This is a genomic window from Streptococcus oralis (genome assembly GCF_001579175.1).
GTDB lineage: Bacteria > Bacillota > Bacilli > Lactobacillales > Streptococcaceae > Streptococcus > Streptococcus oralis_O.
In genome coordinates, this window is record NZ_KQ970760.1 from 225,339 (window position 1) to 239,841 (window position 14,503).

Annotated in this window: 13 protein-coding genes; 12 read left to right on the plus strand and 1 reads right to left on the minus strand. The window is 38.9% G+C overall.

Annotation, left to right across the window (positions count from 1 at the left end; genetic code table 11):
• The coding region (locus SORDD24_RS11665) for an ROK family protein (protein WP_231082684.1) at positions 1–419 on the plus strand (419 nt) is incomplete at its 5' end.
• Positions 420–743: 324 nt separating this feature from the next.
• On the opposite strand, the gene SORDD24_RS05400 is transcribed toward SORDD24_RS11665, so the two are convergent.
• Complete coding sequence (locus tag SORDD24_RS05400; protein ID WP_061408365.1) at positions 744–1,361, minus strand: TVP38/TMEM64 family protein; 618 nt, start codon at positions 1,359–1,361, stop codon at positions 744–746.
• Positions 1,362–1,494: 133 nt separating this feature from the next.
• Between SORDD24_RS05400 and SORDD24_RS05405 the strand changes: the two genes are divergently transcribed.
• The 11 genes from SORDD24_RS05405 to metE all read left to right on the plus strand — a co-directional run bounded on the left by SORDD24_RS05405 (position 1,495) and on the right by metE (position 14,370).
• Positions 1,495–4,128: a DEAD/DEAH box helicase family protein gene (locus tag SORDD24_RS05405; RefSeq protein WP_061408368.1), complete on the plus strand. Its 2,634-nt coding sequence runs from the start codon at positions 1,495–1,497 to the stop codon at positions 4,126–4,128.
• 520 nt (positions 4,129–4,648) lie between these two features.
• Entirely contained in the window at positions 4,649–4,864 is a 216-nt protein-coding gene (locus tag SORDD24_RS05410) for a hypothetical protein (protein ID WP_061408371.1), read from the plus strand.
• A gap of 25 nt (positions 4,865–4,889) precedes the next feature.
• The gene (locus SORDD24_RS05415) at positions 4,890–5,651 is read left to right on the plus strand and encodes a DUF6261 family protein (protein WP_061408376.1); all 762 of its coding nucleotides are present in this window, start codon (positions 4,890–4,892) and stop codon (positions 5,649–5,651) included.
• A gap of 147 nt (positions 5,652–5,798) precedes the next feature.
• A complete protein-coding gene (locus SORDD24_RS05420; protein WP_061408379.1) occupies positions 5,799–6,863 on the plus strand; it encodes an SIR2 family protein in 1,065 nt (354 codons plus the stop codon).
• Positions 6,864–6,871: 8 nt separating this feature from the next.
• Positions 6,872–8,734 (plus strand): ATP-binding protein, encoded by a 1,863-nt coding sequence (locus SORDD24_RS05425; protein ID WP_061408382.1) that lies wholly within the window; start codon positions 6,872–6,874, stop codon positions 8,732–8,734.
• Complete coding sequence (locus SORDD24_RS05430; RefSeq protein WP_231082685.1) at positions 8,718–10,091, plus strand: SIR2 family protein; 1,374 nt, start codon at positions 8,718–8,720, stop codon at positions 10,089–10,091. Before SORDD24_RS05425 ends, SORDD24_RS05430 begins: the two co-directional genes overlap by 17 nt.
• Before the next feature lie 104 nt (positions 10,092–10,195).
• Entirely contained in the window at positions 10,196–10,600 is a 405-nt protein-coding gene (locus tag SORDD24_RS05435) for a YbgA family protein (RefSeq protein WP_061408385.1), read from the plus strand.
• Complete coding sequence (locus SORDD24_RS05440) at positions 10,584–10,949, plus strand: TIGR02328 family protein (RefSeq protein WP_061408387.1); 366 nt, start codon at positions 10,584–10,586, stop codon at positions 10,947–10,949. Before SORDD24_RS05435 ends, SORDD24_RS05440 begins: the two co-directional genes overlap by 17 nt.
• A gap of 157 nt (positions 10,950–11,106) precedes the next feature.
• Complete coding sequence (locus SORDD24_RS05445) at positions 11,107–11,472, plus strand: type II toxin-antitoxin system RelE/ParE family toxin (RefSeq protein ID WP_061408389.1); 366 nt, start codon at positions 11,107–11,109, stop codon at positions 11,470–11,472.
• Positions 11,462–11,755: a helix-turn-helix domain-containing protein gene (locus SORDD24_RS05450; RefSeq protein WP_061408392.1), complete on the plus strand. Its 294-nt coding sequence runs from the start codon at positions 11,462–11,464 to the stop codon at positions 11,753–11,755. Before SORDD24_RS05445 ends, SORDD24_RS05450 begins: the two co-directional genes overlap by 11 nt.
• A 365-nt stretch (positions 11,756–12,120) precedes the next feature.
• Positions 12,121–14,370: a 5-methyltetrahydropteroyltriglutamate--homocysteine S-methyltransferase gene (gene metE / locus SORDD24_RS05455; protein ID WP_061408395.1), complete on the plus strand. Its 2,250-nt coding sequence runs from the start codon at positions 12,121–12,123 to the stop codon at positions 14,368–14,370.
• Positions 14,371–14,503: the final 133 nt, after the last annotated feature.

Below are 14,503 nucleotides of genomic sequence, written 5' to 3' on the forward strand. Positions count from 1 at the left end.
TGGGGCACTACTATGTAGCCAAACACCCAATGGATGTGGAGAAAGAATTCAACGGTGTTTGTCCTTTCCACAAGGGCTGTTTGGAAGGCTTTGCGGCTGGACCAAGTTTGGAAGCTCGCACAGGTATTCGTGGTGAAAACATCGAACTTAATAGCTCTGTTTGGGATGTTCAAGCCTACTATATCGCTCAAGCCGCGGTCAATGCTACTGTGACTTTCCGTCCCGACGTGATTGTCTTTGGTGGTGGGGTTATGGCCCAACAACACATGCTGGACCGTGTGCGTGAGAAATTCACTGCTCTTCTCAACGGCTATTTACCAGTACCAGACGTACGTGACTATATTGTGACGCCAGCAGTTGCTGGAAATGGTTCTGCCACACTTGGGAACTTTGTCCTTGCTAAGAGTGTCGCAAAATAAAACAAACAGAAAATCCGCTTGGGCAACCAAACGGATGTTTTCTTTGAAGGCAATTTTTTTGAGCCTTTCCTTAAGTGATGACGGACGGTAGCGACCTTTTTTCGAAATTCCATATCGAAACTTTGAGCCTAATGTCTCAAAGTTTCCGAACACCTGAAACCATTAGATTTCAGGTGTTTTTATCACGGCGGAAAGGCTAGGTAAGTCCTCGCTTCACTATCGAAAAATAGGCATGATTTCCATACCAAAGTATATTTAGTATCAGGCTATAGTCTATCCATGCTCTAAAAATCCGCTTGGGAAACCAAACGGATTTTTCTATTCTCAAAACATCTGCCAGAAGAAATCAATGATATAAGTCAAACCATAAGTATAAACCACTAGGGTAAAGGGCTTGGTCAAAATGATAATGATCATATAGCGCTTGAAGGTCATCTTGGTCAGGGCTGCCAGCATGCAGAGAAAATCAGCTGGACTGACAGGCCAAATCATCATAAAGATAAAGAAACGCTCGAAACGATTGCCCTTATCTAGCCAACCGATATACTTGTCATAGGTGCGCTTGCTGACGACCGACTGGACAAAGGCAGCTCCATAGAGGCGCACGAGGTAAAAGATAATGGCACAGCCAATCACGATGCCAATATAGTTATAGATGGTTCCGATGATGTGGCCGTAAATAAAGACCCCAGCCACTGAGGTCAAAGCTCCCGGAATGATCGGAACAACGGTTTGTAGGATCTGTAAAAAGATAAAGAGTGGTGGCCCCCAAACCCCAGCTTGCTGGATAAAGGCTGATAGGGTTTCCTTGGACTGTAAAATACCCGCCTGATAGGCCCAAATACAGAAAATCAAGGTGCCGACTCCCCCGACGATAGATGAGATATTGATGACTTGCTGCAGAAGGGGAGAAACAGCTTTCATTTGCTTATCCTGTGACATGTAAACTCCTCATAGATAGTATAATACTACTATATCATATTTTGGGAAGAAAAACTATCTGGATTATCGGACTGGTGAAATAAGTGTGGTAAAATGAGAATAAGAAAAAAACGGTATAGAATGAGGGGGTATCATGTTAGGTTTAAACTTTAAAGGAAACTGGCGCCAATACCAAAAACAAGTCTTGGATCGTTTTCAGGACTATCAAGCAGACGGCCATGTTCATCTAGTGGCCGCTCCAGGGTCTGGGAAGACAACCATTGGTATCGAGCTAATCGCTCGTTTTGGCAATCCAGCCCTCATCTTGGTTCCGACTGTCACCATTCGCGAACAATGGGTAGATAGGATCCAAACTGCTTTTCTAGAGGATGGTCAGAGGCTTTCAGACCTCGTTTCCCAAAACTTAAAGGAGATGAGGACCCTAACGATTGTGACCTATCAGGCCTTTCATAGTGCCATGAACCAACTGCAATCACAAGAAGATGGTGAAGCAGAGGATTTTGTGGGGTTTGATTTGCTTGCAAGCCTAAGAGCTCAGAAAGTTGCGACTCTTTGCTTGGATGAATGCCACCACCTGAGAAATGAATGGTGGAAAAGTCTGGAATCCTTTCGCAAGCAGTATGAACAGCTGCAAGTCATCTCCCTGACAGCCACACCACCATATGACAGCGAGCCAGAACTCTGGGAACGCTATATCCGTATGTGCGGGGAGATCGATCAAGAAATCACGGTACCTGAACTAGTCAAGGAAGACACTCTTTGCCCTCATCAGGATTTTGTCTATATGTGTTCACCAACAGCTGAAGAGGCGGAACGTCTCAAACGGTTTGAGGAGACTAAGTGGGACTATATTCACCACCTTATAGTTGATCCTGATTTTCAAACATTTGTAGCAGATTCAAAGGTCCTCAAAGGGGATATTTCATCTGATTTGCTCTTAGAAGATCCCAAGTACTTGTCTGCTATGTTGATTTATATGCATTCTCAGGGGTTAACGATTCCTCCCTCTTTACAAAATTTACTGGGAACCCAGAAGCTTCCAGCATTGACCTCTTACTGGCTGGAGACGCTGTTGCAGAGCATACTCTATCAGACACCAGATTGGTATGAGGATCCAGATGGATATAGGAAAAAGTTAGAGGCTGACTTGAAGGCGCGTGGGTTGGTGGAAAAACGTCAGGTTTATCTGGTTAAGTCTAAGGCTTCTGACCAGCTTTTAACCCAATCTCTGGGGAAGTTGTCTGCCATTGTCGATATCTTTTTGACGGAGTATGAGAGTCTAGGTCAGGAACTGAGACAGTTAGTACTAGCTGACTATATTCGCAAGGATTTTGCTACCTATCTGGGAGATAATCAGGCAACCATTTCTCAGTTGGGGGTTCTCCCTTATTTTGAAAGCATTCGTCGAAAAGCTCAGGAGCAAGAGATACCTGTGTCTTTGGCTGTCTTGTCAGGTAGTATCGTTATTTTGCCTACCGATGTGGCAGCAGAGTTGAAGGAACTCTTGCCTCAGGTTCCTCTTAGTTTCTCATCTATTGGTCACTTAGATCAAAAAGATTATGTGCAGGTTGGTTTTCCAAGCTCAGCTAAGGGAATCGTAGCGACAGTGACGGAGCTTTTTCAACGAGGGCGGATTCAAGTCCTAGTCGGAACCAAATCTCTCCTCGGAGAGGGTTGGGATGCTCCTTGTGTTAATTCCCTAATCCTCGGAAGCTTTGTGGGGAGCTTTATGCTGAGTAACCAGATGCGCGGGCGTGCCATTCGTATCTGGCCGGGGCATCCAGAAAAGACCAGCAACATCTGGCATCTGGTAGCCGTTCAAGCGCAAGCACTTATCACTCTTCCTGGTGAGGAGCCTAGACCAGAGAGCAATCAGGATCTGCAGACCTTGTCGCGACGGATGGAGCATTTTCTTGGATTGGCTTATAATCAGGAGAGTATTGAGACCGGTTTGGATCGTTTGGATTTTCCAAAGCCCCCTTTTAAGAAAAAGCAAATCAGTGAGTACAATGAGCGAGTTAAGAGTCTCTCCAAGGATCGAGCAGGCTTGAGAAAAAAATGGCAAGATGCTCTTGTCGTAGCGGATCAGCTCGAGATAGTTACAGAAGTCGCGACTCAAAAACAGAAGGTCCCAGTCATGCTCTTGCTTGATGCATTAAAATGGGTTCGCATGTCATTGCTCTTGTTGGCAGTAGATTTGTTGGTCTTGCTATTTAGACTGAGACTGATTGGTGTTTGGTGGCTTACAGCAGCCTGTCTCCTCTTTTTGGTCTTTGCATCTTGGCGCTACCTCCGTTATAAAAGTCCCTATAAACGTTTGCAATCTCTGGGTGAGCAGATTCGAAAGGCTCTGCTAGATTCGGGGCATCTAACGGACGATCAATCCCGTGTTCATGTAGAGGAGGACAAGGAAAATTATATGGTTTTCGCCTATCTCAAGGGAGGAAGCATGAGGGACAAGGAGCTGTTTTCGCAGACTGTGGGAGAGTTCTTTGCTCCAGTGGATAACCAGCGCTATCTCTTGAAGGCAGAGAAAGTCCGACAAGGTCAGTCACCTTACTATGTCGTGCCAAGTCTTTTTGACAAGCGCAAGGAAGAAGCACAGAAATTCCTCGACTTTCTGAGGCCAACTATCGGACGTTATCACCTCGTCTATACACGAACAGAGGCCGGGCGGAAAATCCTTCTCGAAGCTCGTATCAAAGCTCTCTCCAATAAAAATGACCGTACCTTGACTAAGAAGAAGGTTAAAAGCCGATTGGAGTAGGGTAGGTAGCTATTCGAAGTTTCGAAGACATAGACTTCCTAAAGTTTAGATGTATTCTAAGCTGAGAATAATAAGAAATACATAAATTTATGAGTATTCTAAGCTTCGAATAGTCTATCTGAGAAAGTTTTGGGGTCTTCGAGCTTTCGAACAGTCATCTTTCCTAAAGTTTAGATGTATTCTAAGGCTAGAAAAGTTAAAATCTGAAAATAGTAAGAGTCTCTATCTGACAGACGGATATGTTTCCAGTCAGATAGGGATTTTTAATACTCTTCGAAAATCCAATTCAAACCACGTCAGCGTCGCCTTGCTGTACTCAAGTACAACCTGCGGCTAGCTTCCTAGTTTGCTCTTTGATTTTCATTGAGTATTATTTTGAAATGAACAATTTATTTTGTAAAAGTAAGAAATAGACTGAAAAAGTGCTGTTGAGATGATAAAGTAGACAGTTGAGCGGATGAGTGTCCTAAGTTCTTTGCTATTTGTTAGAATTGTCTTATCAACTTAAAGGAGAAATCTGATGAAGAAAGATAAAGAAAATGATGAGGGTATCCTATCGGACCTTCCTCTATGGGGCCTCCTATTTTTGGTCTGTGTATTGCTTCAAGTCTATGTAAGAAAGGATAGGCCTTTGATTCAACCTCCTAGACAAGGAAGCATTGTAAAAACAGTTCAAAAACAGGTCTATCTTCCAGAACTAATCCAGTCTTTATTTGATAAAGAAAAAACTAAATGATTCGTTAAATAGAAAGGTTATCATCATGACTAAAACATTCACTATCCGTCCGCTAAGCTACACCAACTTTACCAACCGCGAGTTTGAAAGTCTCATGGTAGATACGGGTCAGCTACTAGAAGTTTTTGCCAAGGCACATAAGGACGAGCCTATGTATGGCAAGCATCTCGATTCCTTCAAGAGCAAGCTAGCAGACTTCCAAGCCCAACTCGCTATCGTAGAAAAGAAAGAAGCGACGAACCTGACCGAAGTCGACCGCAATCGTGACAGTGCCCTAGTCGGTCTCTTTACCCTTCATAGGGGCTTTGCTAAGATTAAGGAGACCAAACTCAAAGAAGCCCATGAGACTTTGAAACCAGTCTTTGCCAAGTACAAGGATATCACCAAGCACAGCAATGATGTGGAAACGGCAGAAATCAAGAGTCTGCTCAAAACGCTGAGCGAAGAACCCTACCAGACAGCAGTTACTAGCCTAGGACTAACCCCTATGCTACAGGCGGTGATCAGTGCGCAGGAAGACTATGATAAGGTGGAAAGTCAGGCGCGTGCGCATAAGTCTTCCAAGGAAGTTGGCAAGACCAGACAAGTTTGTACCGAACTAACCAGCATCTACGACCTCTTTATGCGCTATACTGCAGCCAGCGCAGAAGCTTATCCTGAAAAGGAACACCTAACCAAACTCCTTAAAGACTTGAACACAATCCGAGACAGTAAACGACGATTGACTGGTTCCAATAAGAAGGATAAGAAAGTGAAAACAGAAGAAACTACACAAGTAGCTGGATAAAAACAAACGTCTTTAGATATATTATTATCTAAAGGCGTTTTTTTGCTGTTTTATGATATAATCTAAGTGTAAAAATAATGTTAGTCTACATTTTGTGTTGAAAATAGATAGTTGTATTTCTTGCGTTGGTTAATAAAAGGAAGTATTATGGAAAATATAATTTTTAATGTGGAACAATTCAAAAAGAATATACTTACTAAGAAACTGAATATTTTAATTGGCTCGGGTGTATCTTATCCAGCAATACCTTTAATGAGTCACTTTGCTAAGGATAAAAATGGCATAAGTATCTCTAAAGATATAGCGAATAAAAATTTAGAAAAACATATATTGGAAGTTAGTTCTTTTTTACCTTTTAATCATAATGATAGAATCAAGTACTTTGTTGGAAACATGGATAAACAGACTTTGTATTCTGCGCAATATTTTACTAAACTAAAGAATTTTGCTGCTTTAGAGATTGGTATTGAATTTGTATTAGAACGATATGTAAGGTTCTTAGAAAAAGTAATTACATTGCTTTACATTTCAAATTCTAGAACGGTTTCAAAGAGTGTTAATATTTTTACCACAAATTATGATTTATTTATTGAGAGATCCTTGGATTTATTAATGAAAAACAATAACTTCATATTCAATGATGGGTCTAATGGTTATTTCTATAAAGTGTTAGATAGTTCTAATTATAACAAAAGTGTAGCATATAGAGGGTTAAATGAAAATTATTTAAATGAACTTCCTTCAATTTCTTTAATTAAACCTCATGGGTCTATGAATTGGGAAAAAGGTGAAAATAATCAGATTTTAATAAGACCGTGTACGGTCAATTACCCAGTTGTTGTTAGACCCACTGGACTTGAAGGACAGGAAACATATCTTAACAATCATTTTCATGATATGTTGAGAGTATTCCAACTAGAGCTAGATAAACCTCAATCGGTATTAATTGTTATAGGATTCTCGTTTCAAGATGATCATATTGCGAAGATGATAAGGAGAGCCTTAAAGAATCCAGAATTAATGATTTATATTTTTTGTTATGCTGATAGCGATTTTGATGTTATTAAAAAAAACTTATCTCTTGATAATATTCCTAGGAATCTTCAGATAGTGATACCATCTGATTTGGAAGTCGAAAATCAGAACACCTTGAGTCCAAGTGGGAATTTTGATATAAGTAGTTTAACAAAGTTATTTATCGTTGAGGATTAAGAAGTATAATGAATCGAGTTGTGAAAAAATTAGGTGTAATAGTCGGTGTGGATGGCGATATTTCTCAAGTTGGAATGTATCATTTATCTAATGATGCAGAGTATCTATGGCATGGTGATGTGTTACAAGGAGCAAAAATCGGAGCATATCTGACAATTTTACAGAATAATGTAAAAATTATTGCTTCTGTTGTTACTGAAAAAGTTGCTGATCAACAAAATACAATTAGAAGTACAGAATTTGATAATCGCTTTTCAAAAAATTCTATAAATCGAATCGTTCATTTAAAAACTAAAGGTGTTATTGAAAATGGTAAATTCCAAGTAACAAGTCAATATGTACCTATGATTGGAAATGAAGTATGTATTACTTCAAAAAAAGACTTAGAATTAATATATGGGATTGATAAAGCTGAGCCAACTATATCTATTGGAAAATCAATCTTAGAAGGTCAAGTTGTTCCTTTATCGATTAATAAAATTTTTGCTTCTCATATAGGTGTTTTTGGGAATACTGGTAGTGGTAAATCTAATACTTTGCATAAGTTATTCCTAGAACTTTTTCGGTCAGAGTATCTAGAAAAAATTTTAGAACATTCAAAATTCTATGTTATTGATTTTAATGGTGAATATACAAAAGATGACAGTTTTGGTTTAACCGAACAAAAAAAGGTATTTGAACTTAATACTAGAAGTGAAACGGCAATAAAACTTCCTATAACTTCAGATTATTTATTCGATCCAGATATTTTGTCAATCTTATTTGGAGCGACATCGGCTACCCAAGTTCCTTTTTTAAGAAAATCTCTAAAAATTTGGAAAGAGAAACAGTTTGATGGAGCTAGTATTAGCCGTTTTGTTATTGGAACCTTGAAAAGGATTTTAACTACTGGAAATTCTGCAAGTTTAGATTCTAAAGATAATTGGATATCTGTTGCAGAGAAATACATTGATGGTACGTTATTGTCGGTCTTAAATACTAATTTATATTACAATTATAATAGAGAATCTTATTATACGGTAGTTAACGGAAGTAATAAGTATATAATTAATCCGAATACACCTATTGCTGACTCTAAAATAAAATATCTTAAAATTGATGAAATCGAAAATGCATTAAAAGTTGAATTTGATTTGTTATCAGAATTTGATAAATTGAAATTTCACCTTGATTTTCAAAAAGTTCACCAATCAGCATGGAAATCGACTAATATTGAGCATATTAATCCTTTATTTCATAGGATTGAAACAGCTCTGAATAGCTTGAAAAAGGTTGTTGAAGTTAAGAAAAATATAACTACTGATTTTTCTAGTCTAAATATTATTAACCTCGTACATGCTAATCAGGAAATCACTAGATTAATTCCTATGCTTATCTCTAAGATGATATATGATCAACAAAAAACGAAAATAGCAGGAAAAGTTGTTACATGTACTAGTCATTTGATTATTGATGAAGCACATAATATTTTAAATGCTCAGAATCATTCAGTAGGAGATACTTGGCAGGACTACAGATTGAATATTTTTGAGGAAATTATTAAGGAAGGACGGAAATTTGGTTTCTACTTAACTTTATCTAGTCAACGACCAGCAGATATTTCACCGACTATTCTTTCACAAGTTCATAATTATTTCATTCATAGATTGGTTAATGATAATGATTTACGAATGTTGGTTAATACTATGCCTACGCTGGATAAAACTTCTTTTAATAAAATTCCTAGTTTAGGTAAAGGAGAGGTTATAATCACTGGTAATGCTATTCAAGTTCCAGTATTTGTAAAGGTTGAGAAAGAAAAAATAATTAGACCGAATAGTGATGATGTTATTTTGACAAAATTGTGGAGTAGAAATGATGGTAAAAATTAAAGGAAAATCTGTAGAAGGGTGTAGAGAATGTAACAATGATAATGGTTTTACGTTACCTGATGATGTCATTCAGGCAGCAATTAAGGGAGATTTAGTATTATTCTGTGGTGCAGGTATAAGTACGGAGTCAAAAAAAGTTATGCCTACTTCATTTTATACGGATATAAAAGATGAGTTGGAATATAAAAATCATATTGAAGTAGATGATAATCTATCCTTTTCTAAGTTGATGAGTTTGTTTTGTGAAAATGTCGTAAATGGTAGAAAAGAACTATTTAAAAGGATAAATAGAAGATTTCAAATGATCGATAATTTTCCGGAACTATATGGTATTGCTTCAGAATTTCACAAAGAAGTTGCTAAAATTCCACAGATTGGAACTGTAATAACAACTAATTGGGATACTTTGTTTGAGGACAATTGTGATATGTTTCCAATTATTTATAATGAAGATGTTGCTTTGTGGGATGCATTTGATAAAAGGGTTTTTAAAATTCATGGTTCTATAAAAAATATAGGTTCAATTATTGCAACTGAGGAGGACTATGAAAATTGCTATAAAAAATTGTCAACAAAACCTATTGGGGATAGGTTAAAAACTATCTTATCAACAAAAACAGTAGTATTTGTAGGTTTCTCTTTCGGTGACGAAGATTTGAATAAAATTATTGAAATTCTCTCCGATGATTTGGGACAGTTTGCAAATCAATTTTATTTAGTGACAATTGATGAAAAGTGGTTGGAGAAGCACCCTAAAAATATAATCCCGATTATTACTGATGGAACGTTTTTTGTTGAGTCTTTGAAAAATGAACTTATTCATCAAGGAACTCTGATTGACAGTATGGTATATCGTTTTGCAGAAGAAGCAAATGAAATTTTAATAAATGCACACTTAAGTTGGATGGATGATGCAAAGTTTCATGAAATTTTGCAAGAGTATCCCGAACTATTATTGACAGTTGCATACCAAGATGGTATGATACATGCTTTTCAAAGATGTATAGCTGATGAAAAATCAGGAAGAGTATTAATGCCAAATTATACGCATGACGTTGTTCATAGTTATTTATATTTATATAACAAAAGAATGAGTGAAAATGAGTATTTACGAGCTTACTATGATCTGGGGTATTCTGATGGCTTTTCGGCATTGGAATTGTTCACACGTAATGAAAACGAAGATGCTTTATTACTACCTATGTTTTATTTTAATGGTGAAATTTTTGATGATTTAGAAACATTATTATCCTACTTAAATGAAAATAGAATCCCAGAATTTTACCATTATTGTAAAGAGAAAGTTACTCCCTATAAGAATGGGGGAATCCCTCATTGTATGCCATGGTATTGTTAATTTTATAATTCAAGAAATAGTTGGCGCATGCTCATTTTTTTTAAAAAATTAAATTAATTTTTGTTTCCATATTTCCTGGAAACTGATAGAAAGTAAGGAGAAAGATGGAACAAACTAACCAAAAATCCCAGTGCCAACAACTCTGGGCTAGAAACAAATACCTCGTTTTGAGCCATTCCAGCAATATTTATAATGAGATTCGCCAATATTTGAAGAATAAAGAGGTGGAGGTGAGACATGTTCAAGAACTGATTGACCGTGCCTGTCAAATCCCAGAACATAGGGGTCAAGTTTGCAATGCCTTTCAGCATATTTGGGGCTATTTCAAAAAGAAAGCGACAGATGCCGAGCGTAAGGACTATATGCTCTTGCTGGATCGCTACCGCTTTGGTCAAGCTTCTAAGCAAGACTTGATCGCCAAGACTCGAGACTTGCTGGATCGCTATCCCAATACCTACTTGCAACATTCGACTTTACTGAAAGGAGACTCCCATGAGACTTTGGCATGAGACTTTGATTTCAAAACTTCCCCGTCCTCAACTCTTGGGGCAACATCGAGAGTGCTGCGCCCTTCGTGGTAATGGTTGGGGCAGAAATCATGCGACGGTGAACTATGTCTTTACCCACTCGCCCTATCGTCTCTATGCCTATCATCGCTTGATCATGGAGGAGATGGCTGGCCGTGGCTACAATGTCAGTCCAGAGTGGCTGGACAAGAACTACCGTGGGAAAATTTGCCCTGCTTATGAAGACTTATCAGAAGAGAAGCTAGGCAAGCCCATCTATAGTGAACATGATGCAGAATACTATGAGGAGTGTCTGGCTAATCTTCGAGAGAAGGGGATTGAGCTGGAGTAAGAGTCAGAATTAGCTCCACATTATAACTCTTCTCGTAATTTTTTCGAATAATAAAGATGAGACTTTTAGAATGATTCTGAAGGTCTTCTTTTTATGAGTGTTAAGATTTACTTTTAATAACTTTTGAGTTATAATTGAATTAGAAAGAGGCTACTTGGTGCATACGATTTACTTCTATAAGGACAAAAATGGAAACGAGCCAGTCTTAGATTATATGAGAGAATTGGCTAGAAAGAAGAGTAAGGATAGTCGCATCAAACTCAATAAACTAAACGACTATATCGAGTTGCTTAGTCAGCATGGGACTAGAGCTGGTGAACCCTATATCAAACATTTGGAAGAAGAGATTTGGGAACTAAGACCTCTGAGGGATAGGATATTATTTGTGGCTTGGCTTGATGGGAGTTTTGTTCTCTTACATCATTTTGTCAAAAAGACTCAGAAAACTCCTAGGAGAGAAATTGAAAAAGCCAAGCGTGAACTGAAGGACATAAAAGAAAGAGGGTTAAGTGATGAAGAATAGGGCCATTGGAAGTAATTGGAAGGATGTCCGAACAGAACTCTTTACCAAGGAAGAAATTCTTGAAAGTGATATGCGAGTGGCTATTATGAGTGAGTTGATTGAGGCTAGACATGAGCAAGGTATCAGTCAGAAAAAGCTAGAGGAACTCAGTGGAGTAAGCCAGCCTGTCATAGCTAGGATGGAAACAGGAAAGACTAGTCCTCAGTTGGATACGGTCTTGAAAGTCTTAGCCAGTTTAGGAAAGACACTAGCAGTCGTCCCACTTGAACAGGAAAAAAGTTGATAGAGATGAGATTACTTGGTTGGCTAAAATCATCCACTGGATAATTTTACCTCCCGTCCGCACTTTTTCAGGGAAATATCAGAATTAGAAAAGAAAACCAACTTATAGTCTTTTCTAATAGTCTTTTCTAATAACAAGCCATAGTCACTTATAAGAATTACTAATAACACGTTTGAGCTTTCCAACTAAAATACAGCCACAAAACAAGCAATACAAAGGATTTGAGACACTGGTCTCAAGTCTTTTTCTTTTGTCCAAAAGAGTGATATAGTTTCAAACTATATCAAAGCCTAATTATTTACAATTATACAGACAGTTTCTTTTCTGTTAAGATAGTTTCAACAACAAATTTTGGAGGACACATCATGTCAACTACGATTATCGGTTTCCCTCGTTTGGGCGAATTCCGCGAATTAAAATTTACAACTGAAAAATACTTTAGAAAAGAAATCTCAGAAGAAGAACTCTTAGCTGCAGCAAAAGAATTGCGTGCGAAACACTGGAACATTGTCAAAGAAAAAGGCATCACTGAAATCCCATCAAATGACTTTTCTCACTATGACAACTTCCTAGATGCAGCATTCCTTTTCAACGTGGTACCTGCTTCAGTTCAAAACTTGGACTTGTCTGATCTTGAGCGTTACTTTGCTTTGGGACGTGGTTACCAAGGAGAAAAAGGGGACGTTCGTGCCCTTCCGATGAAGAAATGGTTCAACACCAACTACCACTACATCGTGCCTAAATTTGAAAAAGATACTCAAGTAAAATTGGCTGGTCACAAGATTTTTGATGAGTTCCAAGAAGCCAAAGAACTTGGCCTTAACACTCGTCCTGTCCTTGTAGGTCCATTCACTTTCCTTCAATTGTCAGACTTTGAAGACGGCGTGAAAGCAGAAGACTTCGTAGACAGTTTAGTGGCTGCATACCAAGAAGTTTTTGCGAAATTGGCTGAACTTGGTGCGACTCGTATCCAACTGGACGAAGCGGCTCTTGTCAAAGACTTGACAGCTGAAGAAAAAGCTCTCTTCTTGAACCTCTACAACAAGCTTTTGGCTGATAAAAAAGGTCTTGAAGTCTTGCTTCAAACTTACTTCGGTGATGTTCGTGATGTCTACACTGATCTTGTAAACTTGCCAGTAGATGCGATCGGTTTGGACTTCGTTGAAGGTAAGAAAACTCTTGAACTCGTTAAAGGTGGCTTCCCAGCTGACAAGACTCTCTATGCAGGTATTGTCAATGGTAAAAACATCTGGCGCAACAACTACGAAAAGAGCTTGGCTGTTCTTGAGCAAATTCCAGCTGAAAACATTGTCTTGACAAGCTCATGCTCACTTCTTCATGTGCCATTTACAACTGCTAATGAAGAATTTGAACCAGCTATCTTGAACCACTTTGCCTTTGCAGTTGAAAAATTGGATGAGATCCGTGACTTGGATGCTATCCGTAATGGTCAAGGTGAACAAGCTCTTGCAGCAAACAAAGAACTCTTTGCGACTGAACGTGTGGGTGAAAATGCAGAACTTCGTGCGCGTATCGCTGGCTTGACTGACGCAGACTACACTCGTTTGCCAGCCTTTGCAGAACGTGAAGCTATCCAAGAAGAAGCCTTTAAACTTCCAGCTCTTCCAACAACAACCATCGGTTCATTCCCTCAAACTAAGGAGGTTCGTGCTAAACGTTTGGCCTTCCGTAAGGGAGAGTTGTCAGCAGAAGACTATGACAAGTTCTTGGCAGAGCAAATCGACGAATGGATCAAATGGCAAGAAGAAGTTGGATTTGACGTGCTTGTACACGGTGAGTTCGAGCGTAACGACATGGTTGAGTACTTCGGACAAAACTTGTCAGGATATCTCTTCTCTAAGAATGGTTGGGTACAATCATACGGTATGCGTGGGGTGAAACCACCAATCATCTGGGGTGATGTCACTCGTCTCAACCCAATCACTGTGAAATGGTCTAGCTACGCACAAAGCCGTACTGACAAACCTGTTAAAGGTATGTTGACTGGGCCAGTTACCATCCTTAATTGGTCATTCCCACGTGAAGACATCTCTATCAAGGATTCAACCCTTCAAATCGCTCTTGCTATTAAGGATGAAGTTCTTGACCTTGAAGCTGCAGGCGTGAAAATCATCCAAATCGACGAGGCTGCTCTTCGTGAGAAATTGCCACTCCGTCGTAGCGACTGGTACGAAGACTACCTTGACTGGGCTATTCCTGCCTTCCGCTTGGTACACTCTACAGTAGCTCCAGACACACAAATTCACACTCACATGTGTTACTCAGAATTTACAGATATCATCCCAGCTATTGACAACATGGATGCGGACGTTATTTCCTTTGAAGCAAGCCGTTCAAACCTTGAAATCTTGGACGAACTCAAAGCGAAAAACTTCCAAACAGAAGTGGGCCCTGGGGTTTACGATATCCACTCTCCTCGTGTGCCAAATGAAGGCGAAATCGACCACACAATTGATGCCATCCTTGCCAAAGTACCAAGCAAGAAAGTTTGGATCAACCCTGACTGTGGTTTGAAAACACGTGGTATTCCAGAAACAAAAGAAAGCTTGATCCGCCTGGTCGAAGCAGCTAAAGCTGCACGTGAGAAATTGTAAGATTCGATTTCTCTCTTGACACTGTTTGATCAAGGAACTGCTTAGCCCTATCTAGCTAAGCACTATCGAAATCAAAGAAAAGGACAAAAACTATGTCACGCCAAACACCGTCACTCTCATTTGAAGTGTTCCC

Bases quoted from the DNA above. Each gene is read 5' to 3' on its own strand.
- SORDD24_RS05400 (WP_061408365.1), bottom strand. From the start codon at position 1,361: ATGTCACAGGATAAGCAAATGAAAGCTGTTTCTCCCCTTCTGCAGCAA.
- SORDD24_RS05405 (WP_061408368.1), top strand. From the start codon at position 1,495: ATGTTAGGTTTAAACTTTAAAGGAAACTGGCGCCAATACCAAAAACAA.
- SORDD24_RS05410 (WP_061408371.1), top strand. From the start codon at position 4,649: ATGAAGAAAGATAAAGAAAATGATGAGGGTATCCTATCGGACCTTCCT.
- SORDD24_RS05415 (WP_061408376.1), top strand. From the start codon at position 4,890: ATGACTAAAACATTCACTATCCGTCCGCTAAGCTACACCAACTTTACC.
- SORDD24_RS05420 (WP_061408379.1), top strand. From the start codon at position 5,799: ATGGAAAATATAATTTTTAATGTGGAACAATTCAAAAAGAATATACTT.
- SORDD24_RS05425 (WP_061408382.1), top strand. From the start codon at position 6,872: ATGAATCGAGTTGTGAAAAAATTAGGTGTAATAGTCGGTGTGGATGGC.
- SORDD24_RS05430 (WP_231082685.1), top strand. From the start codon at position 8,718: ATGATGGTAAAAATTAAAGGAAAATCTGTAGAAGGGTGTAGAGAATGT.
- SORDD24_RS05435 (WP_061408385.1), top strand. From the start codon at position 10,196: ATGGAACAAACTAACCAAAAATCCCAGTGCCAACAACTCTGGGCTAGA.
- SORDD24_RS05440 (WP_061408387.1), top strand. From the start codon at position 10,584: ATGAGACTTTGGCATGAGACTTTGATTTCAAAACTTCCCCGTCCTCAA.
- SORDD24_RS05450 (WP_061408392.1), top strand. From the start codon at position 11,462: ATGAAGAATAGGGCCATTGGAAGTAATTGGAAGGATGTCCGAACAGAA.
- metE (WP_061408395.1), top strand. From the start codon at position 12,121: ATGTCAACTACGATTATCGGTTTCCCTCGTTTGGGCGAATTCCGCGAA.